This window comes from Longimicrobiales bacterium (genome assembly GCA_028823235.1).
In the GTDB taxonomy this organism is placed as follows: Bacteria; Gemmatimonadota; Gemmatimonadetes; order Longimicrobiales; family Gaopeijiaceae; genus UBA2589.
The window spans coordinates 56,446-83,333 of sequence record JAPKBW010000002.1 but is presented as its reverse complement, the minus strand read 5'-3'; the positions used below and the strand labels follow the sequence as shown (position 1 = coordinate 83,333).

At 61.4% G+C, this 26,888-nt stretch carries 18 protein-coding genes; 8 read left to right on the top strand and 10 right to left on the bottom strand.

Going from position 1 to position 26,888, the window contains the following annotated elements; genetic code table 11:
* Positions 1–50: 50 nt before the first annotated feature.
* Positions 51–1,292, bottom strand: coding sequence for a sulfite oxidase (locus OSA81_01200; protein ID MDE0897609.1), 1,242 nt, complete (start codon positions 1,290–1,292; stop codon positions 51–53).
* A 57-nt stretch (positions 1,293–1,349) separates the two neighbouring features.
* A complete protein-coding gene (locus tag OSA81_01195) occupies positions 1,350–1,505 on the bottom strand; it encodes a hypothetical protein (protein ID MDE0897608.1) in 156 nt (51 codons plus the stop codon).
* A 261-nt stretch (positions 1,506–1,766) separates the two neighbouring features.
* Between OSA81_01195 and OSA81_01190 the strand changes: the two genes are divergently transcribed.
* Both OSA81_01190 and OSA81_01185 read left to right on the top strand, forming a co-directional pair.
* Positions 1,767–2,666 carry an SDR family NAD(P)-dependent oxidoreductase gene (locus tag OSA81_01190; GenBank protein ID MDE0897607.1) on the top strand — a complete coding sequence of 300 codons (900 nt, stop codon included), beginning with the start codon at positions 1,767–1,769 and terminating at the stop codon, positions 2,664–2,666.
* A 40-nt stretch (positions 2,667–2,706) separates the two neighbouring features.
* A complete protein-coding gene (locus tag OSA81_01185) occupies positions 2,707–4,062 on the top strand; it encodes an MATE family efflux transporter (protein MDE0897606.1) in 1,356 nt (451 codons plus the stop codon).
* 84 nt (positions 4,063–4,146) lie between these two features.
* Here OSA81_01185 and OSA81_01180 read toward each other — a convergent pair whose 3' ends face one another.
* Complete coding sequence (locus OSA81_01180; GenBank protein MDE0897605.1) at positions 4,147–6,438, bottom strand: DUF5916 domain-containing protein; 2,292 nt, start codon at positions 6,436–6,438, stop codon at positions 4,147–4,149.
* 95 nt (positions 6,439–6,533) lie between these two features.
* Here OSA81_01180 and OSA81_01175 point away from each other — a divergent pair, with 95 nt between their 5' ends.
* Both OSA81_01175 and OSA81_01170 read left to right on the top strand, forming a co-directional pair.
* Positions 6,534–8,273, top strand: a complete 1,740-nt coding sequence (locus tag OSA81_01175) for a formate--tetrahydrofolate ligase (protein MDE0897604.1) — start codon at positions 6,534–6,536, stop codon at positions 8,271–8,273.
* Between the two features lie 47 nt (positions 8,274–8,320).
* A complete protein-coding gene (locus tag OSA81_01170) occupies positions 8,321–9,955 on the top strand; it encodes a M20/M25/M40 family metallo-hydrolase (GenBank protein ID MDE0897603.1) in 1,635 nt (544 codons plus the stop codon).
* Here OSA81_01170 and OSA81_01165 read toward each other — a convergent pair whose 3' ends face one another.
* Positions 9,956–13,201, bottom strand: a complete 3,246-nt coding sequence (locus OSA81_01165; protein MDE0897602.1) for a DUF5107 domain-containing protein — start codon at positions 13,199–13,201, stop codon at positions 9,956–9,958. It abuts the gene before it with no gap.
* 360 nt (positions 13,202–13,561) lie between these two features.
* Here OSA81_01165 and OSA81_01160 point away from each other — a divergent pair, with 360 nt between their 5' ends.
* Positions 13,562–14,989, top strand: a complete 1,428-nt coding sequence (locus tag OSA81_01160; GenBank protein MDE0897601.1) for a rhodanese-like domain-containing protein — start codon at positions 13,562–13,564, stop codon at positions 14,987–14,989.
* Between the two features lie 39 nt (positions 14,990–15,028).
* Here the strand turns inward: OSA81_01160 and OSA81_01155 are convergent, their stop codons facing one another.
* The 3 genes from OSA81_01155 to OSA81_01145 are packed head-to-tail and all read right to left on the bottom strand — an operon-like array spanning position 15,029 to position 18,943.
* Positions 15,029–17,296, bottom strand: coding sequence for a DUF5916 domain-containing protein (locus OSA81_01155; protein MDE0897600.1), 2,268 nt, complete (start codon positions 17,294–17,296; stop codon positions 15,029–15,031).
* Positions 17,293–17,592 carry a hypothetical protein gene (locus OSA81_01150; GenBank protein MDE0897599.1) on the bottom strand — a complete coding sequence of 100 codons (300 nt, stop codon included), beginning with the start codon at positions 17,590–17,592 and terminating at the stop codon, positions 17,293–17,295. The genes OSA81_01155 and OSA81_01150 overlap by 4 nt, the downstream gene beginning before the upstream one ends.
* A 16-nt stretch (positions 17,593–17,608) precedes the next feature.
* Positions 17,609–18,943: a lamin tail domain-containing protein gene (locus OSA81_01145; protein ID MDE0897598.1), complete on the bottom strand. Its 1,335-nt coding sequence runs from the start codon at positions 18,941–18,943 to the stop codon at positions 17,609–17,611.
* Positions 18,944–19,256: 313 nt separating this feature from the next.
* Here OSA81_01145 and OSA81_01140 point away from each other — a divergent pair, with 313 nt between their 5' ends.
* Together OSA81_01140 and OSA81_01135 are read left to right on the top strand one after the other, a co-directional pair.
* Positions 19,257–19,436 carry a hypothetical protein gene (locus OSA81_01140; protein MDE0897597.1) on the top strand — a complete coding sequence of 60 codons (180 nt, stop codon included), beginning with the start codon at positions 19,257–19,259 and terminating at the stop codon, positions 19,434–19,436.
* A 41-nt stretch (positions 19,437–19,477) separates the two neighbouring features.
* Positions 19,478–20,164 carry a class I SAM-dependent methyltransferase gene (locus OSA81_01135; GenBank protein ID MDE0897596.1) on the top strand — a complete coding sequence of 229 codons (687 nt, stop codon included), beginning with the start codon at positions 19,478–19,480 and terminating at the stop codon, positions 20,162–20,164.
* Here the strand turns inward: OSA81_01135 and OSA81_01130 are convergent.
* On the bottom strand, positions 20,161–20,826 hold the full coding sequence (locus OSA81_01130; protein ID MDE0897595.1) for a hypothetical protein: 666 nt from the start codon (positions 20,824–20,826) through the stop codon (positions 20,161–20,163). The genes OSA81_01135 and OSA81_01130 overlap by 4 nt on opposite strands.
* A gap of 659 nt (positions 20,827–21,485) precedes the next feature.
* On the opposite strand from OSA81_01130, the gene OSA81_01125 reads away from it, so the two are divergent.
* Complete coding sequence (locus tag OSA81_01125) at positions 21,486–22,433, top strand: DUF1684 domain-containing protein (GenBank protein MDE0897594.1); 948 nt, start codon at positions 21,486–21,488, stop codon at positions 22,431–22,433.
* Positions 22,434–22,596: 163 nt separating this feature from the next.
* On the opposite strand, the gene OSA81_01120 is transcribed toward OSA81_01125, so the two are convergent.
* A complete protein-coding gene (locus OSA81_01120; protein MDE0897593.1) occupies positions 22,597–24,171 on the bottom strand; it encodes a M81 family metallopeptidase in 1,575 nt (524 codons plus the stop codon).
* 365 nt (positions 24,172–24,536) lie between these two features.
* On the bottom strand, positions 24,537–26,765 hold the full coding sequence (locus OSA81_01115) for a DUF5916 domain-containing protein (protein MDE0897592.1): 2,229 nt from the start codon (positions 26,763–26,765) through the stop codon (positions 24,537–24,539).
* Positions 26,766–26,888: the final 123 nt, after the last annotated feature.

Below are 26,888 nucleotides of genomic sequence, written 5' to 3'. Positions count from 1 at the left end.
GAGAACGTGCCGAGGAAGTCCACCCGAAGCCGTCTGACATAACGCCCTGATCAGTCGATCGTGATCTCGCGCGTGACCGTTCCGTAGCTTTCCCAGTACGTGATCTTCTGAACCATGACCGCGTCTTCGGGAGACGGCTGAACCTCTCCGTCCACAGAGACCGCCCGTGACGTCACGGTGTGATCACCCGACGGCGCATCCCAGTCCAAATGCCAGAACGTCCAGGTGTGTGGGTCGTCCTGACCCTCGCCCATCGTAGCCGACTGCCAAGAGCCGCCGTCAATCTGGACCTCGACTCGGCCCACATCTTTGCCCCACGCAGCACCGTGAATACGAAAACCTCCGGCAGTGCGGACAACCTTGGCCGGAATCGAATTGATGTTCGTGCGACCGACGGAAGTCTCGGCCCAGACCGCATTGGCATCGTCACCTTCCTGGCGAAGCGTCACGTAGTCACGCGCCATGAATTTCCCCATGAAGCGCGTATCGCGGACTTCGACCTTCATCAGCCATTTCACGTTGGCGACTCCGTACCAGCCGGGCGCAATGAGCCTGACCGGAAACCCATTTCCGACCGGAAGCGGCTCGCCGTTCACCTCGTACGCGAGCAGGACACCCGCAGCAGTCGCGTCCTCGAGTGACATGCTCCGCGCGAAATGCTGCTCGACTTCAATATCCCGAATCGTCTCAGTCGCAGTGTCCGCGCCAAAGAAGACGATCTCGATACCCTCCGGCTGAACGCCCACCTCCGCGAGCAACGGTGCGAGCGGCGTGCCAGTCCACTCCGCGTTGTGTACTGCGCCCATGAACGTGGCGAAGCCCCGATTGCCTGCGCATTCGAGGAGCATCGTCACGCTCTCACGAGGACGGGCGCGGATCTCGTCGAGCGTGAACGACTTCGGGTTGTCCACCAGACCGCCCACCTCGAGGCGCCACGAGGTGCCGTCGACCTCAGGATTTCCGTAGTGTCCGACGCTGAACAGATCGGGGGTAGGCGTCGTCCAGGATGTCAGTGCCTCCCAGTCGAGTGTCCCTGCTTGCCCACCAGCTTCCGGGGCGTTGGTCCAGGGAACGACAGCTTCCTGCGGAGCGATGGTGGACAGACGCTTGGCGAAGTCGGACGGGAAGATCGCGGCACCGGCTGCGACAGCCCCGGAACGGCGGAGGGCCTCTCGTCGCGTGAGCGGAGAGTCGAAGACCGTCGGGCTACGGCCAGCGGGGTCCATTCCAGATTCCACGAGCCCGTAGAGTTCTTCGGGCGTCTTGATCCTGCGCGAGCTTCGGTCCGCCATCGTTCTGTCTCCGGTCCAGGGTTCAGCAAGCAATGTGGGAACCCAGACGACGCGGTGCTAGCTGGCGAGGATATCCGACCGAATCAGGCCGGTCCACGTGCCGCCGTTGACGCCCATGCGCGGGAGATCCGAGTGGATACTGTGGAACGTCATGAAGAGGATGAACGTGAGCCGACTTAGATACCACTGGAGGTCCAAAGAATGCTTGTTCAAGGGGCCTCCTCTGATCAGGCTTTCCGGAGCGTCACCGTGTGAGATTCGAGCCGACAGCTGCTAGGCACCCATACCGCCGATGCTGGTCCGTGACTCAGAAGCAAGCAAGGATATCACGACCCACCTCCGGTCATACACCCTCCGCTCGCCCGTCACGGACCAATCCACCCGCCCAATTGACTACTTGGTGTTACCCGAGACACTCGGCCGCTACGTTCGCTTGCTCCCAGAGCAAGTCACGTTCGCCACGCCGAGGATCCCATGGACCGTATCGCAAAAGCGCTGTTCGCATGTGCCGGTCTGGTAGCAGGGCTGACCGTTCTTGCGACGCCAAGCCATGCCCAGGACGGAGTCGCGCCCGCACCGGGCCAGAAGATCGTCCTGATCACGGGTTCGACGAGTGGTCTCGGTCGTGAGGTCGCGCTACGCATGGGACAGCGTGGCGCCCATGTCATCGTTCATGGTCGTGATCGTGATCGAGGCCTAGCAGTTGCTGCCGAGATCAATGCAGGACCGGGCACTGCGCGATTCTACGCCGCGGACTTCGCCGATTTTGAGAACGTCCGTTCGCTCGCAGCCGTTGTGCTCGCCGATTACGATCGGCTCGACGTCCTAGTGAACAATGCAGGCTTCGGTTCGGCACCCGACGAGCGATGGGTGAGCGAAGATGGCCATGAGTTCCGGTTCCAAGTGAACTACCTCTCGCCGTTCCTCCTCACGAATCTGCTCAAACAGCGCATCGTGGAGAGCGCGCCCGCCCGCATCGTGAACGTGTCATCGATCGCCCGGAGCCCGATCGACTGGGACGACGTCATGATCGAGAACAACTTCACCGGCGGGCGAGCGTACGGGCAGAGCAAGCTCGCTCAGGTTGGACACACCTTCGATCTGCACGAAGAGCTCGAGGGGACAGGCGTCGTGGTAAACGCGCTCCATCCGGCCACCTACATGCCGACTGGCATGGTGGCCCGCCTCGGCGTGCAACCTCGGGCGACGATCGGCGAGGGTGCCGACGGGGTCATGCAGCTCATCGTGGACGACGTGGAGGGCGGTCAGTTTTTCAATCAGCTCGAGCCCGCCCGGGCTCACGATCAGGCCTACGACATGGAGTCCCGAAGCATGTTGCGTGAGCTGAGTCGGGAGCTGACCGGAAGTCGCTAAGGGGCGCAAGGACAGTCACCACCCCCATTAGATTCCGCGGGTGAACACAGCGCAGCCCACCTCCCGTCGCACGATCGTCCACCTCGCATGGCCAATCGTCCTCGCGAACGCCGCGGTCCCCTTGCTCGGGATCGTGGACACCGCTGTCATCGGCAATACGGGAACGGTGGAAGCCCTGGGAGCGGTCGCGCTCGGTGCGATCGTCTTCAGCTTCGTGTACTGGAGCTTCGGCTTCCTTCGCATGGGCACGACTGGCTTCGTGGCACAGGCTTCAGGCGCAGGGGACTTCGCCGAGGTTCGAGCTACCGTGGGGAGGTCGGTCTTGCTTGGGGCCACGATCGGAGTCTGTCTGGTGATCCTCCAACGGCCGATCATCTCGGGCGCGCTGATGCTTTTCGGTGCCACCACTGAGGTCGAAGGGCTAACCCGCGCCTATTTCGATCTCCGCATCTGGGGGGCACCGGCCACGCTCACGACGTTCGCCGTGCTCGGGGCTTTCGTCGGGCTCGGTCGAACCAGCCACCTGCTCAGGACACAGCTCATTTTGAATGGGTTGAATATCGGCCTCGATCTCTTCTTCGCCGGATACTTGGGATGGGGTGTCGAAGGGATCGCACTCGGGACGGCCATCGCCGAGTGGGTCACACTGACCTGCGCGCTGTTGATGCTAGTCTCCGTCCTGCGGGCTGAGCACGTCGACGACGAACCGTTCTGGCCAATGGCTCGGATTCGTGACGCCGCCAAGGCGAGAGCAACGGTCCGTGCCAACGGCGACATCATGGTCCGCACTCTTTTTCTGCTGCTTGGCTTCGCCTGGTTCACAAATCAGGGCGCACGATTTGGTGACGAGGTGCTCGCCGCAAATCATGTGCTACTTCAGCTCGTAGCCCTGAGTGCCTACCTCCTGGACGGGTACGCACACGCGACTGAGATCCTCGTCGGTCGGGCCGTCGGTGCCGGCGAGCGGGCTCGCTTCGACGAAGCCGTCCGGGCGGCGTCACAGCTCGCGGCGGGTAGCGCACTCACTCTGGCCGTCATGGTGTTTGCTCTCGGGCCCTGGTTCATCGCGCTACTCACCGATCTGGACGCTGTGCGAGGGAGCGCAGAGAAATTCCTCCCCTACGCATCGATCTATGTTGGCCTCTCGTTCGCGGCGTTCCAGCTCGACGGGGTCTTCATCGGTGCTACAAGCACCCGGGCCATGCGGAACGCCAGCATGGCTTCTTGCTTGGTCTTTCTCGCCACCTCGAGCTTCGCGATTCCTCTCGGGGGAAATACCGGACTCTGGCTCACGTTCATTCTCTACGTTGTCGTGAGAGCTACTGCTCTGGGAGCCCATTACCCAGCACTTCGCAGATCATCCACCGAACCTGATACCCCCCAATCGCTCGCGTGAATCGATCAGGGGGTCTGATGTTGGGATCGGACTTTCGTCAGGAACTGGCTAGACGAAGTCCGTGCGCGGCTCTCGAACTGAGCCCTAACGTGTCATCAGGAACGTGGCCTTGATAATCAGGCTGCGATCCCGGTAGTACAGATCTGCGAGCGGGTCATTCATCGGTGCAGCAGGGTCGCGCTGTAACTCGTCATAGACGATGTAGATGTCGCTACCCGGCCGGTACGTCCAACGGAACCGTGCGCTGGTGCCGAACTGGTCACGCTGTGAGTTGTACTGTGTAACCGAACGAATCGACATCGTCGGGGACATCGCGAAGTCAATCCGGATCGAGGCGAGATCAACTTCGAAGTCGCCGGTAGGCAGATCCACGTCGTTTCTTGTGTACGAGGCCTCGGTTGAGAGCTGATCCGTAATTCGTGCTCCGAGCTTCGCCTGCGCGTCCCACCGCTCGCCACCGTAGAACTGCTGCGGTGAGAACACCCCACCGTAGTAGATCCGACGAGCAGGATTAGAATCGAACGTGACCTTGTACTCGCCAAAGTTGTAGTCGCCTGCCGGAATGAAGACCCCACCCAAAGAGAAGGGCTTCTGCACGCGGTCAAAGTGGTTGTTATACGACAAATTCAAAAAAGCACCGTTGTCGAAGCGGGCCCCAAGCATGTAGTGCCACCGATTGGCGAGACGAAAGCCTCCCTGATCAGACGTATAGGTGTAGTTGATCATCGGCGACAGAACGCGAATGCCCCAGAAATTCGGTCGCGGATTCCGTTCGAGGTGAAGCTTGGTAGTCCGGATACCAGCTCGCGGAAGGAACCCGACCTCCGGGTTGAAATCGTTGTCGAAGTCTGCATACTCACCGTAGATCCGCCAGGCCGTGTCGAGCCACGTCGCGTTGACATAGCTCCCGGTCTCACCAAAACCGACATCTTCCTGCCACGGAGTCGCCGGATCGTCGTCCGGGACCGTAATCCCCGGCGTTTCTGTCTTTGAAAAGAATCCCTGAATCGTAAAGTTCGGGTGCGGCGTCAGAAGCGCGTCGACAGCATAGGTGCGGTTGTAGTGGGCATCCTCGATGTCCCCGAAGTAGTTCGAGGACGATTTGTTGATCACGAGTGCCCCGATGCGTGAGCGCGACCAGAGTTTTCGACTGTACTTGGCAACGAAAAAGTTCTCAGCCGTGCTGCCGAACGCCTGATCTGTCTGAACGTCCATGATTGCGATGTCGTTCTGACCGATCTTACCGGTCATCCGCGCGCCGCCCATGATCGGGACATTGGTGCCGTCGTCTCCGAGGCCGACTCGACGGCTGAAGAAGAGGTCTGCGTACCGATTGAATGCGGTCGCCGTGGTGACCTGAAACTGCCCCGAGTTCTCGAGGAAGAAGTCTCGCTTCTCTGGGAAGAACAGCGGGAATCGCGTCAGGTTTACCTGTTCGTCGTCGACCTCGGCCTGTGCGAAGTCCGTGTTGATCGTGAGGTCGAGATTAAGACCGGAGGTCACTCCGTACTTCATGTCGAGCCCGACATCCCCATCCCAATCGTTCGCTTCGACGCTCTCATCGAGGACACTCTCGCCGCCGCCGGTGACGAACGGCGTCACCCGCAGGTCGAGTCCGCGATCTAGGTTGCTCAGTCCCTCGAGGCTCCCGGCCATGCTCACGCGATGGATCGTGAACTCCTTCGTAATCGGTGCCCAGAATGCCTGCTCATTTTTCCGGGCGATGTTGCGCATGAGATTCATGCCCCAGCTCTGCGACTGCGCTTCCGGGAAGCGGAGAGTGACCAGCGGAATGGCGATCTCCGCGACCCAGCCATCTTCCAGCGACTGCGCCGCAACGTGCCATACGCCGTCCCAGTCACGGTTGATGTTCGACGTCGCGAAGCCGAACCCACGTGTCGCTCCTTCACCTTCGTTAAATACCTGCTGATCGAGCTTCGCACCGAGTGGATTGGTGACGAACATGTAGCCCGAACGAGAATCCTTGAAGGTGTCGAAGATGATCTGGAAGTTGTCCTCATCGAGGATCCTGTCCGAGTCACGGCGCATTTCCGTCGCCGTCACACCACCCGTCTCTGAGTCCCAGGCTCGGACACCGATGTAGAGGGTCTCCGCATCGTAGAGCATGTAGACCTCGGTGCGCTCTGTCGCAGGAGCGCCCTCATTCGGCTCCTGCTGAATGAGACCCTGGATCAGCCCACCGCGTCCCCACTCGCCTTCCTGGAGGAAACCGTCGAGGAATGGCGGGGTCTGCGTCTCGGTTGCGCGCACCTGATGAGAGTCCCAGCTGGCTTGGCCAAGAACTGGCTGAACCGCGCTGAGCGATACGAGCACGAGGCCTGCGACAACCAAGCCGTTCCGGAGAATCAACCTCATTTATGGAGTGGGGTTTTGGGAGCGGGGCTATCCTATCGTAACTACGCCATAAGGACACGCGAGACACTGATTATGCGGGGCGCGTATCGAAAGCATTGCGCCACATAGACTTCCGCGCCGACTTTGGCGTCCAGTACATCGAATCCGACACCGTTTGCAGGGAGACCATCGTCAAAACCGATATCGAGATCGCACAGGAAGCTGAACTCCGTCCCATCCAGGAGATCGCTGCGAAGATCGGGCTCGGCCCCGAAGACATCATCCCCTACGGCCATCACAAGGCGAAGATCCCCCTAGACGTAGCGAAGGAACGGGGCGGAGAAGACGGTCGGCTCGTGTTGGTAACGGGCATCAGCCCAACTGCGGCGGGCGAGGGAAAGTCGACGGTCTCAGTCGGTCTCGCCGATGCGATGAACCTGCGAAATCGCAATCCGGTGCTCTGCCTGCGTGAGCCGAGTCTCGGTCCGGTCTTCGGTATCAAGGGAGGCGCAGCTGGCGGCGGCCACAGCCAGGTCGTGCCCATGGAGGAGATCAATCTCCACTTCACGGGTGACTTCCACGCGATCAGCTCGGCCCACGCCCTGCTGTCAGCGGTCCTCGACAACCACCTGTATCGGCCGAACTCGCTTGGCATCGACCCGACACAGATCACCTGGCCTCGCGCCATCGACATGAATGACCGCGCGCTTCGCAACGTCATTGTCGGTCTCGGCGGCCGGACCGGCGGAGTCCCTCGGCAAGACGGCTTCGTGATCACCGCGGCGTCCGAAATCATGGCGATCTTCTGCCTCGCGGACGGAATCGATGATCTCAAGGCCCGACTCGACCGGATCATCATCGGAACCGGCAAAGACGGGAAACCTGTCCGCGCTGCAGGCTTGGGCGTGTCTGGGGCATTGGCCGTACTGCTCAAAGATGCGGTCAATCCCAACCTCGTACAAACGCTCGGCGGCACGCCCGCACTCATTCACGGCGGCCCATTCGCGAACATTGCGCACGGCTGCAATTCGCTGTCCGCGACACGCGTCGGACTCTCGCTGGGAGACGTAGTAGTCACGGAGGCCGGCTTCGGAGCCGACTTGGGTGCGGAGAAATTCTTCGACATCAAGTGCCGCTTCGGTAATCTGCGTCCAGGTGCAGCCGTCATCGTCGCCACCGTGCGCGCTTTGAAAATGAACGGCGGCATAGCCAAGACCGATCTCACGCCTGAGAACGTCGAGGCAGTGCAGACAGGCTTCGCGAACCTCCGCGGTCACATCGAGAACGTTCGGAAGTTCGGCGTGCCGCCCGTGGTCGCACTGAATCGATTCGCGACCGACAGCGAAGCCGAAATCCAGGTCGTTCTCGATGGATGCGCCGAAATGGGCTGCAAGGCCGTAATCGCAGACCCGTGGGGCGGTGGTGGCGAAGGCTGCCTCGACCTGGCCGACGCGGTCTGGGACGTCCTCGAAAGTGACGAGGCTGACTACAAGCCTCTGTATCCCCTGGAGATGAGCCTCATCACGAAGATCGAAACGATCGCCACGGAGATTTACGGTGCAGAGGGCGTCGATCTGACACCCAAAGCCGCCAAGGATCTCGCGGCACTCGAGGAAGCAGGGATGGGCAACTTTCCGGTCTGTATGGCGAAGACGCAGTACTCCTTCTCCGATAACCCGACGCTTCTCGGACGACCGACCGGATTCCGGATTGGTGTCAGCGAAGTCACGCCGTCCGCGGGTGCCGGATTCGTGGTGGCGAAGACGGGGAACATCATGACGATGCCGGGCCTTGGCGTGGCGCCGTCAGCGACGAAGGTGGACGTTACCGACGGCATAGTGACGGGACTCTTCTAAGGCCGCTCCCGTCCGACGCTCACCGGACCAGCAACCAGGAGATGGAGATGGATCACGCCTTGCCCTCCCGCGCGACTTTTTCCTCATGGGTGCCATGGGGGGGACGCCGTGCGCTGCGCGTAGCAGTGCTCGTCTCAGGGGCATGGTTCGGAGCCTCTCCGCTTGCTCTGGTGGCACAGCAGGATGCCTGGCCGGTCGATCTCGAGGTCATTGCGAACATCCGTGAGGAAGGTCTCCAGCGCTCGCAGTTGCCCAACACGCTCTCGTACATGACGGACGTGCTCGGTGCCCGACTCACGAACTCTGACGACATGGAGCGCGCACAGCTCTGGGTCCTCGCGGAGATGGATCGCATCGGCCTCACGAACACGACGCGAGAGCCGTTCATGGACTACGGCGTGAGCTGGGACAACGAGTACGTCTCTCTTCATATGCTGGAGCCGGATTACACCCCTCTAGTGGGCTACCCGATCGCGCACACGCCGGGCACCGACGGCAAGCAGCGCCTGACCGCGATTATCGGAGACGTGCGGACACACCAAGATCTTGAGAGCTATCGCGGGAAGCTTCGCGGGATGGCCGTGCTGTCGTCCCCACCGCCGACGATCGACCAAACTCGGTTCGCAACAGGAACGCCCCGTCGGACCGAGGAGGAATTGCGAGCTCTCGAGGAAGAAGTGATCGTGCCGCCGCCCGGCCCGGACCCCTACTTCTCACGCCTTTATCCGCCCACGCCTGCGAATCCGGACATATTGACGGCCGCCGAGAAGCTCGCCTTCTACGTTTCCGAGGGCGCAGCGGTCGTTCTGGAGTCGAGCAGCGGATGGCCGGGCGCCGTGCGCGGCTTTGCGCGGCCGGGCGCGAAAGTCGATCAGTGGGCTCGTGACGAAACGCTGAACTCGGTTCCAGTCATCGCAATCACACCCGAGAACTACAGCCGGATGTACCGGGTCCTCGCCCGCGACATCCCAGTCGAGGTCGAGGTCGAGGTACGGAATCGGCACGGGGAGCAGGTAACAGAGGCGCACAACACGCTGGGAGAGATCGCCGGAGCGGACCTCGCCGACGAAGTCGTGATGCTGGGCGCTCATCTCGATACTTGGCACGCCTCACCCAACGCTTCGGACAACACCTCTGGCGTGGCTGTGATGCTCGAAGCAATGCGAATCCTCAAGGCGATTGGGGCGGAGCCGCGCCGAACAATTCGCATCGCGTTGTGGTCCGGCGAAGAACAGGGACTGTGGGGGTCGCGCGCCTACGTGCGCGAAAACTTCGGTGATCCGAACGACGCGGCCGTCGGAAAGCGCGACGGGTACGACAACTTTTCGGTGTACTTCAATCAAGACTATGGCCCGGGGCAGTACCGCGGTATCTGGCTCCAGGGCAATGAGCACGTTCGGGCGCCCTTCGCCGCTTGGATGGCGCCTCTGGAAGACATGGGGATGACGACGATTTCCCCACAGGGCGTGGGGAGCACGGACCACGTGCCATTCGACGACGTCGGGCTACCGGCGTTTCAGTTCCTGCAGGCGCGGGTCGGCGGAACCGGGGGGCACACCAACCTCGATTCGTTCGACACGATTCCACTCGATGACCTGAGGAAGAATGCCGTGATCATGGCGGTGTTCGTCTACCATGCGGCGATGACGGACAAGGTGCTTCCAAGAAGAGGATCCCGCTGACTACCGTTCGAGCATGAGCGCACGGTAAAGAAGCCGGCCCTCCGAGTCAGCAAACAGTTCAGGCGCACCCTCCAGCGTCCTCTGGAGCGCCCCGACGACGTCCCCGTCGGGGGCTGGGGCACGCCGCACAGAAGCGATAATCTGCCCTATCGCGCCTTCCCGCCGGTTCCCGAAGCCCAGAACCTCGTCACGCCTTTGCAGGGCCACGAGGGCCAGGATCGCCGGGAGGTCGTCGCGGGATGCCATGCCACCCTCACTCGCCACCGTTCGCGTCGATTCGACCACAGCTTCGAAGGCCGCGGTCGCGCCAGTCCCGTCGCCGGATGCCGCGAGTGCTACACCGAGGAGGTAGCGCTGGAGTCTCTCCTCGGGCTCGTACGGTCGGCCCAAGCCGAGTCTCTCAGGCCAGGTCATTGCTGTCTCAAAGTGACCGGCAGCCTCCTCTGGAGAGCCCTGCTCGAGCGCGGAAAGACCCGCTTGAGTATGCGCCACCGCGAAGATCCCATGGCTGGTGCTCGAGTGCTCGGACGGAAGAACAGCAATGTCGTCGAGAACTGAGATCGCATCTTCGTGGCTCAAGGTCTCGACGAGAGCCGCTGCATGAAGCAGGTCAAGATCGAAATCTCCAGGGAAGGCCACGCGCGCCGTGCGCGACACCTCGAGAGCATCCTCCCATCGGCCTTCGGCCTGTAGAAGCTGAATCAATGGGACGCGGATCACCCGCTCATCTGCAGCCAGTTCAACAGCTCGGCGCAGATCCGCTTCTCGATCAACTCCGTTGGATACACTCCTATTTTCGGCGAGCCCCGCCAGAGCAGCACGCGCCACATAGAACGCTCCGAAGTCCGGCACAGCCTCGAGAGACGTCACGATCTGAAAGGCTTCCGGCGCACGATCCCGAGCCCACAGGTTGAGCGCCAGCAGATAGTCCCACCCCCAATAATCCGAAGTGTCCGCGGCCCAGCGGAGCACGGCGATGGATTCGGGACGATACGGGAAGTGGAATGCCACGTCGGGCTCTGGCGGGAGCGTCGCGGGTGCGTCCATGAGCCAGGCTGCCCACGCACCGGCGACCAGGTGGTCATGACCAAGCTCGGCGGCCCGGAGAACAGCCACGGCATCGTCGGTGCGCCCTCGGCTCGCATACCGGATACCGGCTTCTAGTAGCTCTTCTCCGGGGTACTCGCCGCGGAGAGCCTCCACCATCGTCCGACCCGTCGCACTTTGAAGACTTCCACCAGCATCGAGGAATGTCTCGGCACGGACAAAGTGGTGGAGCGGGTCGATGCGAAGTATCTCGTCTTTTGTGACCCCAGTCAGTTCGGCATCCCCCGAAAGGCGTCCGACGATCGCCAGCACCTCCAACGCCGACAGGCTATACCGGTCGTAGTCAAGAGCGAGTTCCGCGTATCGGGCTGCATCAGGTACGTCGTCGACGCGCAACGCCAGCTCGGCGAGTTGAACGTAGGAAATTGACCGGAACGCCATCGAGCGGGCAGACCAGCCGAAGGCCTCGACCGCGTCGATGTGCTGATTCAGCGCTCGATACAGAGTGCCTGCCACGAAGTTCGCCTCGGCGTCATATGCGTCGAGCTCGAGTGCTCGCCGCGCATGAGCGAGTCCCTCTTCATAGCGACCGCGCCGAGACTCAAGGTCTGCCAGACCGAGGAGGGCATCCCGATTCCAGGGCTCGTCTTCGAGCACACCCGCGAACAACTCACGGGCCGCCTCGAGTCGTCGGCCCTGGACAAGCTCCCGAGCCGCCATCACGGCTCGGTCTGTGCCAGAGATATTCGGCATGGCCTCCTCATCGGTCGCGAAGGGCCGGTCCAAGGCCAGCACGCGTGGGTCTGAGTGCCAGATCAGTCCAAGTCGCCGCAACTCCACGACGATCTCTGCGTGGTCCGGGATCACAGCAGCGTGTCCGAACGTAGCCCCAACAGCGAAGTCACGGACAACGGGTTCCAGAGGCAAGAAGTTGATCGGCTCATTCAACACTTCCGTGCCATCGACCGTAATGCGCAGGGTATCCGCAATCCTGCCGAAGGCATGGGCACGAACGCGCAAGGTCCCGCCCTCAACCTCCGCAAACATGGCGCCGTCGCGAGACGCATCAGTGAGACCACCGAGTTGTTCGACCGGAAACCACGTCTCACTCCAGCGGTCCGTCGCGCCCGGTTCGAAGCCGACTTGCGAAATCGGATTCACATCTTCGCTCGGCGAATACTGAACGAGTAGCCGACCAGCCTGGAACTCCACGTACTGCCCATCCGTGTCTGTGAGCAGGTCCTCCCAGATCCCTCCCTGCCTCGACAGCGCCCACAGCCAGAGCTTCTGGCCCGGCATCTCGTCGTACCGTGCCCAATGGCCGAAACCATAGTCGTCCTGCAGGTAGTAGCCCCCGAAATAGTCGTTGAGCTCGCCGACGACGTGGTACGACTTGTTTCCGCCGAAACGGTTCTGGTCATAGACCGGCAGTTCTCGTCCATCTGGATCGATGGGCCACTCGCGCCGGGCCCCAGGGTGCTCTAGAAAAGCGTTGCCCGGAATCGCCATGACGAGGTCGTCCTGAGCGAAGGCCGCGCCCGTCATCCAGTTGTAGTAGGGCTGCTCGAGGGTCGTGGGGTTCTGCCAGAGCACGTTCGTCTCGAAGTACGCCCGATCAGCGGGAAGTCGCACTTCGACGCGCCAGTTGGTTCGCGATGGCAAATCCATGGCTCCGACGGTCACAGCAACACTGCCGTCGTCGTGCTCCTCCGTCACCCAGTCCACAGGGGATGCGGTCGACGGAGTATGGCCGATGACGCCGAAGTTGAACTCGATGCCCCCAGAGGTCCACGGCCCACGCAGGGCAATGTTCCGGAATTTCAGGACCTCATTCCGGTAGATGAACTCGTGTCCAGTCTCCTTGACCCGCGCTCCCCACACCTTGCCACCGATCTCGGGCAGCACCCACACCTCGATCCACTCGTTCTCCAGGTGCACCACGGTCCAGTCGCGGGCTTCCGAGGCGTGCGCGTATCCCTCAAATCGGTGGTATGGGTACAGTCGCGTATCGCTCGCAAGGATCGGGACAGGATTTGGATCCGAGAAGGGGTACGTCTCGATGGAGCGGGTCTCGACGGAGATCAATGCTCTCGCGGCGTTGTCGCCGACGTTGGCGTCCTGTGCCCACACTGATGAGCCGGGGAGAGCAGCCACGAGGACCGCCAATGCGATGGGCGGAACGCTCCGCGCGATAAACATGCTGACTCCTTTCGGTCCCGACTGCCGCGCGCCCTCGAGGCGCTCTGGCTCCCAACTTCGGAAGCGGCGGAGTTGGGCACAACGGCCTCCTTAACCGTGACGTCCCTCCTACGTCACCTGACCTACAGAGAAAAACACCCAAATTGCAAAGCCTGGGCGAACAAGATCCACCTGCCCTGGATGGCCCAGGATCAGGTCCACGATCACATTCACAGCCCTGATCTTGTCAGTGCCCCTTCTACGTATTGCTAGGAAACGGCGTTACGGTCATGGTCGCGGCATTCATCAGTGCACTCGCCGGAGCCTGGACCTACGGCGCGATGCGACACCGACTACCCCACAGCTGACGGAATTTGAGAAATGTTCTTTCGCCAGGTATTCGATCCCGATCTCGCACAGTACGCCTACCTCATCGGGTGTCAGCGCACCGGAGAGGCGATCGTGATCGACCCCGAACGCGATATCGACCGCTATGTCGACATCGCGCGGGAAGAAGGGCTCCGCATCGTCGCAGCCACGGAGACGCACATCCACGCCGACTTCCTGACCGGTACCCTCGAGCTCGCTGAGCAGCATGGGGTCAAGCTGTATCTGTCCGACGAGGGCGACGCCGACTGGAAGTACAATTGGGCGAAAAGCAGCAACTACGACGTCCACTACCTGAAGGACAACGACAGCTTCAAGGTCGGAAACATCCGGTTCGACCTGTTGCATACGCCCGGACACACGCCCGAGCACATGAGCTTCGTGGTGACCGACCTTGGTGGAGGCGCCAGTGAGCCGATCGGGATCGCATCCGGTGACTTCGTATTCGTTGGTGCCCTCGGGCGCCCCGACCTTCTCGAAACCGCTGCGGGGGTAGCCGGCGCTCGCGAGCCCTCCGCCCGACGCCTCTTCGCGTCTACGAAGCGGTTCCTGGAGCTCGAGGACCATATGCAGGTGTGGCCCGGCCACGGAGCCGGTAGCGCCTGCGGAAAGGCGCTCGGTGCCGTTCCACAGTCCACCGTCGGGTACGAGCGCCGTTTCAACGCGGGGCTAGGTTTCGAGGCGGACGAGCAGGGTTTTGTTGACTCTATCCTCGATGGTCAGCCTGAGCCGCCCACCTACTTTGCGCGCATGAAGGACATGAACCGCAACGGCATTCCAGTCCTCGGATCTCTCCCGGCGCCGAAGCTCTACACGATCGAGGAGCTGGCGGCGCTGGGGTCTACTGAGGACTCCGTCATCGTCGACACCCGCAGGGACCGAGATGCCTTCATGAAGGCGCACATCCTCGGAGCCCTCTTTGCCCCGGCCGGCATCAACTTCGCGATGGTGGTGGGCTCCTATGTCGACCCGTCGACGAATATCTACCTCATCGCTGACGCCGCAGACGTCGAGGCTTCGGTACGCACGCTCGTGCGCATCGGTTACGACCGGATCGCGGGATTTGCACCAGTGAGCAGCCTGACCGGCTCGGCCGTGGCCTCCACCAAGACACCGACGATCGACTTCTCTAACATGGCCACGGAGATCGACAGCGATCAGGTCACGGTGCTGGATGTGCGCGGGTCCGCCGAGTACGCGGGAAGTCATATCCCCGGCGCGATCCACATCGCCCACACACGAGTCGAACCGCGATTGAGCGAAGTGCCGACGGACAAACCAGTCTTCGTCCATTGTCGATCCGGAAACCGGGCGTCATTCGTGGCAGCCCTTCTCGAGCGAAATGGGTACGACGTCACCCTGGTCGACGGGATGTACGCGAGCTGGCCCGGTCTTTCGCCGGAGATCGCCGCGCTGGTCTAGGTCGCATCACCGGTCTGGGCCGGGCGAGCAGTTACTCGCTCAGAAAGCCAGCAGCTTCGTGATCTTGAGCGTGATTCCGCGTTCAAGAACCGTATCCGTCACCCCATCCGCCAGGCTGCGTCGTTCCGTGTAGACCAGGAACACGTCCGAGAGCGGCGAGTGAACGAGGTTGAAACGCGCATTGGCGATGAGTTCCTCAGCTGCTTCGTTGTACTGAACGAACGCCATGAAGAACGTGCGCGTGTTGTGGGCATACCGGACGCGTCCACTAAAAAGGTCGGCGGTGAAAGTAGACCCGCCGAGATTCAGGTCGTTGTGCTGCGCCCCCACATCGAACGAAAGGTGTGCGTTCGGTCGAAACGTGAGATCCCCGGAGATCGTCTTTCGTGTGCCGTCGTAGAAATCACCCCAGCGAACGGACCCACTGACGGACACCGCATAGTTACCAGGGGTAGCGATGCGAACCGCTGACTCGACCCAGTCGTACGTGCCTTCCTGCACGGTCACGCCTGCGATCCGCGTATCTTCGAACAGGCGCTCATGTCGGTCGGCCACAGTGAGGGTCACCTGGCCGCCTTGATTGAGCGAGAATACGGTCCCGGCCTCTATGGACCGTGTCTCAACGGCCCCTGACAGGTTGGTGTACGTGTCGAAGTCGACGTACGGATTGATCTCTCGCAGACCCAGAGTCGAGACCTGCGCATGGACTCCGACGGTCGCGAAGTACCTCCGCACGGCTGTTCGATCGATGAACCCCGTCTCTGGACTGAATCCATCGCCGACCTGTTTGTACAGGCCAGAGATATTCCAGAAGGCGTTCCTGTATGCCGCCTGAAACATGGCGATGTTCGTGTCATCCCCGACAGGATCGCTGTCATCGGTCCGCGCCCAATAGCTCGACACGAGCAGATTCTGAGTCAGCTGCACATTTGCGTCGACACCGTACGACCGATTGAAGCCGGAGGGATCGATTCCACCCGTCTCCTCCCGATTCACGAAGATCCCGCCAATCGTAGTGCCGCTTCCGAGCCGCGCCTTCACACGCCCGACAGCGAAGTTCTCAGCCACGTAGTTCGAACCATCAGACAGCCCCTCGAAGGAACGCGTCTGCATGTCGAGAAAGCCGACTTCCAGACGATCACCGATGCGACCAGTCAGCCGGGCACCGCCGCCAATGGGCAGCGGCTCACGGGTCGGGGACAGGCCGATCTGGCGGGAGTGGAAGAGTCTGAATTGCCGCCCACTGCTCCCGGTTCTGTAGTTCCGAATCGCAATGTCCTGGAAGCCGAATGTCCCTTCGTTCTCGAGGAAGAAGTCGCGCTTCTCCGGGAAGAACAGCGAAAACCGACTCAAGTTCACCTGCTCTCGGTCGACCTCGACCTGACTGAAGTCAGTGTTCACGGTGAGATCCAGCGTCATGCGCGGCGTCAGGCCCCACTTCACGTCGAGACCCACGTCACCATTCGTAACGCTTTCATCGTACCGTGAGCCGGTCAGCGCATCGCCAAGAGCATAGGGCTTTACCCACAGATTACGCGCGTCCGGGAGGTCTTCGAGGCCCTCGAGAGTACCAGCCATCGAGAACTTGTAGACCCGGTACTGCAGCGGCAGCGGCGCCCACATCGCGTCTTCGTTCCGACGGCGAATACGGCGCGAGAAGTTGATGCCCCATAGTTGTTCGTCCTGCACCGGATTGAACCGCAGGGTAGCAAAGGGGATCGCCATCTCCACGACCCAGGCCGAATCGTTGATCGAGGTGCGCACCTCGACGATTCCTTCCCATGCCGGCACCATGTCACGCTGGTCATTGAACGCCTGGGCGTCCCAAATCGCCCCCTCCGGGTTCACGGCGAACAGGAATCCATTCTGCCGATCGAGGTATGTGTCGAGGGCAACCCCGAAGATGTCAGAATTCGTGGTATCGAAGTCCTGCTCTATACCGGCGACGGTCAGATTGTGTGGATCCTCATCATAGAGAACTGCGCCGATATAAAGCGTGCTCTCGTCATAGATGATACGGAGAGTCGTAGGCTGGGTCGCCGGCATGCCCTGATCGGGCACTGTTTGAATCCATTGGTCCCGCGAGACGACCGCGTCGGCCCATGCCAAGTCGTCGAGGAGTCCATCGATGACCATCGGTCCACGAACCCGCGTCGCGGTGATCGACGGCCGCGGAATGGAGAGCGGGTCGACGGGATAGTTGACGTTCCCGACAGGTCCCGAGCGTTCCTGAGCGTGGGCAGGCGTCGAGAGAAGAGCGAGTGCGAACGCCAGCGCACCGACACTCGACGGCATAGCGAGCCTCATGGAGCGATGCTTCCCCCCGGGTCACGCTCCTGCAGTTCCGCGATGCGCTTTCCTGCCCCAACTCGTCGTTCTGCCTCGGCCTCCAAGTCACGCGTCGCCTCGGCCCAGAGCGGTTCGCCCACCGGTCCGAGCGGCACCCGGAGGAGCGCGCCCTCCACCGCGTAGTCCCCGAGCTCTACCACTCCGACCTGAACGACGATTTCGTCGTCCTCCTGGACTACGACCGCCAGTTCGCCTTCGACCCGGTCAACGACCCATGTCTCGATGTTTCCTTCGCTCGATTCGTTGGCGTTCAAGACCTCAGATCCCTTCTCAGTAGACGTACCGGAGCACGATCCGTCCGCGCTCGTCATAAAGTGTCGCCTCGTCCCCGTCGTTGTTCCAAACTGCCCGGCTGTTGTTCATGAAGAACGAGAAGCCGTCCGCGGAACCATACCCCGTGTAGACACGGACCTGTTCCCCGACCGGAATGCTGGATCCCGGCGGAAATTCGAAACACCGCGAGCGAAGATCACAGAACCGCCACTGGCCGATGTTGAGCAACCGCGTTCCGCCATTTTCGATGATCGCGAACTCACCGTTCAGATGCTCATGGTCATTCCCTGGGGCGTCTGCGACCACATCAATGCGCAGGCCCGGGACAGATGAGGCGAAGGCACTCGCCGAGGGGTCGATCGATGGCAGTGGATCGGCGGGGACTGTGGACGTGTGGTCTCCGGTCGAGGAAATAATGTCAGGACCGACCACCAGTTCATACCGCCCATCCTCGTAGCCGAGCACGGTCACATGTCCGTCGCGATCGGTCCGTAGTAGCTGATTCACGAACGTGCCGAAAGCGGTCAGCGCCTCCGGGCGAGGATGCCCGTACGTATTTCCTCCCCCGACAGAAACCACCACCACCTCCGGCTGGGCCGCCGCGAGAAACCCCCTGGTGAAGCCGTTCACGCTTCCGTGGTGGGGAGCCTTCAGTAGCGTCACGTCCGGAATCAGACCCTGCGTCGTCCACCAGTCGAGCTCGTACCGCTCAGAGTCTCCGCTGAAGAACGCGGAAAAGTCGCCGAACTCCAGCACGAGTCCGACGGACTGGTCGTTCAGATCGAGAGCACCTGGTGGCAGGGGCAGGACCTGGATGGACACCGACCCCATCGTGATCGTCCGGGGTGTCGGTGCGAGAACCGTGACTTCCTCGATCCGCTCGAGGGTGGCCATGAGTCGTTCGTACGTCAGCGTGGTGTGCGGCTGTCCGTTGTCCAAGTAGAAGCGAACCGGACGTGCCGTCAGGATGTCATCGATGCCGCCAATGTGATCCGCGTGCGGGTGAGAGGCGACGAGGAGGTCGACTTCGTCGATTCGCATTTGTTGGAGGAAGCGGAGCGGGTCGCCTAGGCCCGCATCGATGATCGCGACCTGCCCTTCGGGCGACTGAATCACGACCGCATCGCCCTGCCCCACGTCGAGAAAGCTAATCTGGACGTATGGCTCCTCGTGCTCCTCGGCCTGGCCCACCGAAGCGGATGCGGTGTCCCGCGAAGTCTCGACCTGAGCTCCCAGCGGGGCACATGCCAAACCAAGCAACAGGATGCCGGGCAGCGTGAGGCAGGGCACAGGAGAGAATGACCTGTGACTGGTGAGGCGCGATGTCGTCATGTCAGAAGGATCATGACGCCGGCCTCTTGTGCAAAGGCATATAGGCGCAGACGGCTTAGCGCCGCACTGAGTGAGCACGAACTATGGCTGCGGAAGGGCGAGGTGGCGTTGCTGCACCAAAGTCGCAGACGGGTTGAGATCGGATCGACCCTTGGCCATCTCAAGATCAAACGGTCGAGCAGATAAACAAATTAGCCCAAGAACAGCGACAGGCGAGCGCTTGAAGCGTCCAGCGGTCTCCCATGCACGAAGGGGCACATGACATAAATCCCTCCCATCATGCTATGGTGTTACAGCAACGCGCGGGGGAACGATGTCGACCAAGCGAAACATCGTCATTGAGTACAATTCCTGGAGCGCGATTCATCGTGCGATCGGCAAAGAGACATCCGTCACCGGCGAGCGCCTGACTGCCAGTGGCCATATCCGACGGGCCGTGACACGCGAACTCACAAAAGCCGGAGTCCCGGTAAAAACTGAGAACGAGAACTGACACGTCCGCACGACAGTTGGGCCCAACACTATGAGTCGGTCATGGAGCGCACCTACGGATCGCTTTATGGCCGCCTTTCTTCATCGGCGATGGCTGAGGTCGAAGGCCGCGTGCCTCGGGGCAGCAACGTCATCGACTTCGGGGCCGGCTGCGGCCGACTGACCCTCCCGCTCGCCCAAGCAGGCTATCGAGTCACAGCGGTCGAGCCGTCGGCCGGCATGCACGCGGAACTGACACGGTCATTGGAGGCGCTTCCCTCTGACACCACTGCCCGCGTCACGGCGGCCGAATGCTCCATGGAGCACTACCGGGGCGCGCCGAGCCACGATCTCGCGCTTTGTGTTTTCACGGTGATCGCGTTCCTTCTCGAGCCGGAGACCCTCTCCTCGGCTTTCGGAGCTGTGAGCGGGTCGCTGAAAACCGACGGCCTCTTCCTTCTCGACGTTCCGCACGAGTCCGTTTTTGTGGATGTCGACTACGACGACGACCAGATCATCCGCACGGTCCAGATCCGCCCCACGGGCGGCGGGCACTACAACTACTCTGAGCACACCGTGGTGCACACAGAGAAAGGCGAAGAGGCCTACCGGGACCACTTTCCGATCCGGTACTGGACCCGAAGCGAAGTGTCCGATGCGCTTCAAACCGCAGGGTTCGTAGCGGAAGCCGACGTCTCTGGTCACTTCACGGGACTTGGGGCAGACTACCTGTTGATGCGGAAGGCCTAATGCACGCCAGGGATCGTAATTGACACGCCCCACGGGTCCATCGAACTCACCGGGATCTGTGGCACGACCTCTACCCAACCCACGGACAGCTTCCTTGCCAGGATAGCGACAGCTGATCCGCCTATCGCTCCGAAGAAAAGCACGCCCCTGCGCTGGTCGGCTTTCAGCTGGCGCGCCCGATACTCGTCCGCCGGAACCGTATCCTCCAGCGAGCATTGAACAAGCGAGGAGGCGTCATTGAGCACACACCCCTCGACCTTCCCAAAGCCAAACGCCGGTCCGATGTAGTAGCCGGCAGCCCCGAAAGCGACCACGCCGACGACCCCGCCGAGGACCGTCCGCATATTGATATGTGACTTCTGGGTCCGCTTCTCGACGGTTACCTCGTTGAGCAGCATCTCGTCACGGATCAGCGGAGCCGGGTCACAGATGGGCGCGTCGCCGTGCATTTGTCCAGCCCGACACTTGGGGATCCCTCGACTGACAACGACCATGTTCGGTCCGTCGATGCGAAGGATTCGCCCGACCATCTCGCGGTTGATCCGCACAGAGTCTCCGGCAAACAGCTCGATTGGAACTGCTGCCTCCTGCGCAAAAGCCAATGGCGCCATCGCCAGCAGGGCGAGGCACGCGAGCGGCACCCCGCGCACATGCGGGCACATCTTTAACAGATCAAACAAAGGGCTGACGGGGATCGGGGAGTGCGGGCAACCCGCGTGTCACGCGGTCAATCAGAGCGTGAACCAATAAAGCGTGACAAGGGTTGAGCGTCGAGGGTCAGACTTCCGCGCTCGCCTTCTGTGAACGGCGACAAACGAAGAACCCAATCCCGAACTCGCCCACGACACCCAGTGAGATGAGAAAAACCTTGAGGCCACTGCGAACAGTCCCATGACCCAGGCTTCGAGCAAAAAGAAGCCGATGATCCCGGAGGCCGTCAGTGCTGTCCCCAACCTCATCACTATCATGCCACACACCCTGTTCTGAATCTCTCCCACCTGAGTCCCCCGTCCCGGGGCTCCGACCACGCTGTCTTCTAGGGGAAATCTGCCTTCCGTGTTTCAGATGGGACGAGACCCTCTTCGGCTTCACATCTCAGGGTAAACCATGGCGGTGTGCTATGCCTGCCGTGGTACGGACGCTCCGCGGGGGCCAGCGGATTCGGGACACCATCAAGAGGGAGCTGGGTGGTCTCCGTGAAAACTGCGTTGTCGCTCGGTGAGCGCTGTCATGGACGGTATCCACCTGGCATCGAATTCTCGGTCGCGCCTGCTTGTCGCTTGACCTAGCGCGCATCCGCGCCCGATGTTCGCCCCCTACCATGAACATCCGAACCCTCTCCATTGTTGCCACTCTTTCCGCGACCCTGCTCGTCGGATGTGGCGAGCCATGGCCAGAACCTCCGCCGGTCGACCAGATCGTTTTTCTCACCGAGCACGAAGAGTGGCGTATCGATCGTCAACGGAAGACGGTGACTCCACCGAACGGCCCTCTGCTCTGGATCGGGCTGTGGAACCTGCCCGAGGGCGAAACGCGATTCGGCTCCGAGTACGGAATCGGGATCACGATGCCGGAGGAGGACTCTCCAGCTTTTGCGGGCACACTTCATCGATCAGGCATGGACGTGCGACTCGTTCCGGAGAGCGGATCAGGGATCGGGCTCTTCGAAGGCGATGAGGTCACGGAGTCGATGGCTCTTCGTCACGACCGTATGGATGATCCGACTCGGCTACAACTCGGGTCACTCGGCCTGCGCGTCCACTCAGAGCGGGGGTCCGACCGACTCTGGCTGCGGGCGTGGGACGAAGATCATCCGGACATTGAGGGTTTTCTGCTCCCGGAGTTCTATGCGGTCGATCCGGCGTGGCGATTCCAGGCACGTATGGAGCTCTACCCGGAACCGATCATACTCACGGTTCCGGACGTCACTGGCGGCACCATTGAGTACACGGCGCCAGGCGAGTTGGTCTTTGAAAAGGACGGCCGAGAACACAGGTTGATCGCCACACAGACTCCGACCAGCACGAGCTACTTCGTGATGATGTGGGACTCAACGGCCACCACTGAGACTTACCAGGCGGGGCGATACATCCGGCCCCTGCTAGTCGATGAAGGAGGCTGGACGACGATCGACTTCAATCGGGGGTACAACGCTCCCTGCGTCTTTACGGGCTTCTCGGTGTGTGCTCTCCCGCCACGGGCGAACTGGCTCACAATGCATGTGACCGCCGGAGAGAAGCGGCCTGACAAATTACCCGACGGAAGTTAGTTAGCCGTCGTATGTCCCCAGATTGACTGGGTCAGCCGAAACAGACTGAAGCTTCAGTCTGTGTGGTCTCCTGCTCATTCTGACCTCCCGGATTTTTCAGCGACCAGAGCTAAATCCTAACATCCGCGCTGGTCTCGCTTCAGTGGGTCACGCCAATCTGAACTCATCGAGCCACGGGTGCCCCGTAAGGGTAGAGCATACTCAGGTCGACGTTTTCGTACGGCAGCGCATCAAGGAACGTGGTCCCCATGAAAGGCCCAGTCGCCTCGACGATGATGATCGTCTTGGCGAAGCCCGTCTCATCAAAGCCGCGACGGAAGTGAGCGCGCGACTTCACCACAAAGACATCGTAGTCCGCCGGGTCAATCCCACCCACCGCGAAGTCCTCCGGATACATGATCTGCGTGTACGCCGGCGCAATGAATACCGTGTTGCCGTCTCCGTAGTTCACGACCGCGGTGTAATCGTAGCCGGCCCAAGGACCCACGTACACGATCGTGCCCTCGATGCGGTACGGGTCTCCGCCGGATGCGGTATAACCACCGATTTCATAGTCGAAGGCATCACCGACAGAAGCACCGACAGACTGCAGTGCGTCGAGCGTCGCGGGCGAACTGATCGCGCCGTATAGAACTCTGGACACCCCGGCTGCGTCGAACGCACGAGTGATATGCGTAGCGTCGCCGGGCCGATCCGAGTAGTCTCCGATGGCAACGGGTGTCTGTCCGTTTGCGATGGCCTCTACGACCATGGGCGCCGCCGCGTTAGGGCGAGGGAAACCACCGTTCGCGAACGATTCACGCACACGCCACATATACTCGTTCATGTCGTCCGCGATCTCGTCGGCGAGAGCCTGATCGTTGTTCGTCATCACGTGGACGGTCGCCCCGACGTCCGGCACGTCCGACCAAGGGAAGCCATAGAAGACACTCACGAAGACATCCTGCGCGCGCGCCTCCCAGCGACGCGCGCGCTCCATGATATCACTGGCGGGCGCGGCTCCCGTCCATTGGAGGACCGTCGGCGTGATGATACCGGGCTTCCGGGTGGCAGTCGTCGAGGTGTAGGTGCCCGACATCGCGCGATGAAGCGCTCGGGCAGCTCGCGCGCCCTGGATCGCGTCGTCGTAATGCGGGAACCGTTTCGTCACGAATGCGAAATCAGCGTGCTCTAGGAACTGCTCATCTTCGTTGCCATGTAGGTCGAACGTGCCCGCGATTGGCACATCCGGCCCGACGATCTCACGAAAGCGCCGAGCGATCTCCGCTTCCGGGCGGGGGACCCCACGAACGGCCAACGCTCCGTGCAGAGCCAGATAGACACCATCCACAGGAAGCGCCGTTTTGAGCTCCTCCACCATGCCACCCACAAAGGTGTCGAACGACTCCTGGGTACTCCATGAACGGGACGAACCACCGAAGAGATTGTCCGGAGACGTAAGACCGAGGAGCTCTACGTCCGGGTAGTCAGCGGCCTGCGCGACAAAGCCATCGATGTACCCCCCTCCGTCAGTGAGAACTTGGTCGGCGACGAGAAGTGGACCGAGGCGCAGCCAATCTTCCGTCGGCGCATCCCCACCCGGGCAGAAGGTGCACGTCTCTTGTTGGAATTTGATGACAGCCACACGATAGTCGCCTTGGCCGTCGGAGGTGCAGCCGGTGAAGGCCAGGGCGCACACCAGAAGGAGGAGGGTAGCCCCGAGCCCACGCGTCCAAGGCGTTCGTTCAAACGAGTCCATGGTCTTGTTTCCAATTGTTGGGTGCCCAGGTGCGTTGTGCGGCAGGTGACGAATGGGCGCACCCTTGAAACTGCTCGCTCATTTCACGCAGCACAACGCGTTACATCAGTGGCCGAGAGCCAGGATCGAACGGGCGAAATCCTCTTTGTTAATGTTTGCCAAGAGCGTGGGGAACGTGGGCATAGCCGCCCACTCACGAGCCGGTGATTCGGGGGCAACGGAAGGCCTCGGCCCGTGAAACACTGGATCACCATGCCCCCCCGGACGTGTTCCACTCCGCTTTGCCGTGAGCTTGAGTTGGGAATTCTCAGCGCCCCGTTGTTGGTGGAGCCACGCTAGCCGCTCGCGTTGTCCTCAAGCCGGGATCAGAACTGGACGAGACGCGTCACCTTGAGGGTGAGTCCCCGATCGATAACCATGGCTTCACCTGCGATCGGCTGGGTTCGACGGCGCTCGGAAAAGACCAGGAAAATATCGCTGAGCGGTGCATGGATCAGGTTGAAGCGCACATTTGTAACCAGCTCCTTCGCCACACGGTTGTACTGCACGAATGACGAGAGGAAAGTGCGTGTGTTGTATCCGAACTGCATGCGCCCACGAAAAAGATCTGCATCGATCGGGGCCCCACCCAGTTCGATACGATTCCTCTGCGCACTCCCCTCGAGAAGTAGGTGCTCGTTGGGCCTGATCGTCACTGTTCCGGATACGGATGACCGATCGCCGCCGAAAAACTCGCCGGTGCTGAACTTGACGTTGCCAGACAGGATGCGACCACCACTGGAGGTGTAACTGAGGGATACTACATCGAACGCGTAGTCTCCGGCCGCCAGTGGGACACCAAGGATCGTGCTTGCCTCGCTCACATGCTCCTGTCGACGGGAGAAGTCAGCACTGAAGCGGCCCCCGTCGTTGGCGATCACGGTCAAGCCGGGCTTGACCTCGCGACTCTCAAAGTCTCCGCTAGCTGAGTAGGACTCGGTTACGTCGATATATGGGTTCACCTCCGTAAGCCATGACACGGGCCTCTGAAGGTGCACCCCCCCGGAGCCGAACCATTGGTTGACGTCAGTCCGACTCACGAATCCGACCTCAGGTCTGAAGTCACCGCCTACGTGCTTTCCGAGGACCGAGAAGTCGAAGACCGGATCTCGCCACCCCACTTGCACGGTCCCGATAGACCGGTCACCGTCGGGGCCCGGGTCTTCCGTGAGAGCGGCGTACGCGTTCACCTGTAGCCGGTCAAAGCGGAAATTGGCGTCCACTCCACCGGCCCTGGAGTAGCTCTCCCCGGCGGAGAGAGAAGTCGCTTGGCGGTTCACGAAAATGAAGCCGACGTCCGATCGCGTGAAAACACTGCGACGCACCCGCGCGACCGCAAAATTCTCCGCCGGACTATTCCCTTCGCGTAGCGTCTGCATCTCCATGAGCCCGACCTCGTAGCGACCGATGCGACCGGAAAGACGGGCGCCTCCACCGATCGGCAGAGGCTCACGGGAGTCGGAAAGCCCGATTCTGCGGGAGTGAAAGAGCTTGAAATTCCGAGGACTAGCTCCGGACCTGAAAGCCCGAGCCGCATCGTCCGCGAAGGTGAAAATGCCGTCGTTTTCTAAGAAAAAGTCCCGCTTCTCTGGAAAGAAGAGTGAAAATCGGGTCAGGTTGACCTGCTCCTCATCCGCCTCGACCTGAGAGAAGTCCGTAAGCGCCGTGAGATCCATGACGAGTCGCGGTGTTACGGCCCACTTCGCGTCGAATCCCACGTCGTACTCGCGGACGGCGCCATCGGGGTATTGTTGACCCTCACGGCTCGATCCAGTGAAGAACGGTTTGACCTGTAGATTCCGACCGGGCTCGAACGCTGGCAAGCCCTCAAGTGTACCCGCCTCAGACATCCGAAAAATTCTAAACTGCCGGGGAATCGCCGCCCAGGTGGCGTACTCGTTCCGGCGCCGAACCTGACGGCTGAAGTTGAGCCCCCAGGTTTGCTCGCCCTCTCCTCCTGGAAAGCGGAGAGTGGTCAGAGGGATCCGCATCTCCATGATCCAACCTTCGGCGAAGGTACTCGTCTCGACCTCGTAGATACCTTCCCACGCCGAGTTGATCGCGGCCCCGTCGTTGAACGACTGGGCGTCCCACTTCGCACCCGCGGGGTTCGCACCGAAGACGTACGCGCTCTGCTTGTCGCGGCTCGCATCGATCGCCACGCCAAACATGTCGGAAGCCTGAGGGCTGAAATCCTGCTCAAGTCCGGCAGAGACCAATCGGTGGGGTTCCGGATCGTAAAGAACGGCGCCCATGTACAGCGCTTCGTCGTCGTACATCATGCGGATCACCGTACGGTCTGGGGCCGGGAACCCCGCCTCCGGCTGAGTCAGCCAGAAGGTGCCCGTCGTGCTATCTGCGACGCTCCAGGATCCCTCGTCTAATAGCCCATCGAGCGTAATGGGGCCTTGGGCTCGAAACGCGCGGAGGCTCGGTCGGGCCAGGCTCTCCGGCGCAACGGGCCCCGGTGAGATCCCCGCTTCTTGGGCGTACACCATCGTCGAACCCGTCAGCGCAGCGACCAATAAAACCAGTCCGATCGTACGCCAGATCACCGCCACTGACGCTCGGCCGAAGGAAAATTGGTGGTCGATGATGTGGATGCAGTTAAGTAAGCAGGGTCGTTAGTGAAGACCCATGGGGCACAACCGTTGCTGACGGTGTGCCTCTGACGCTAG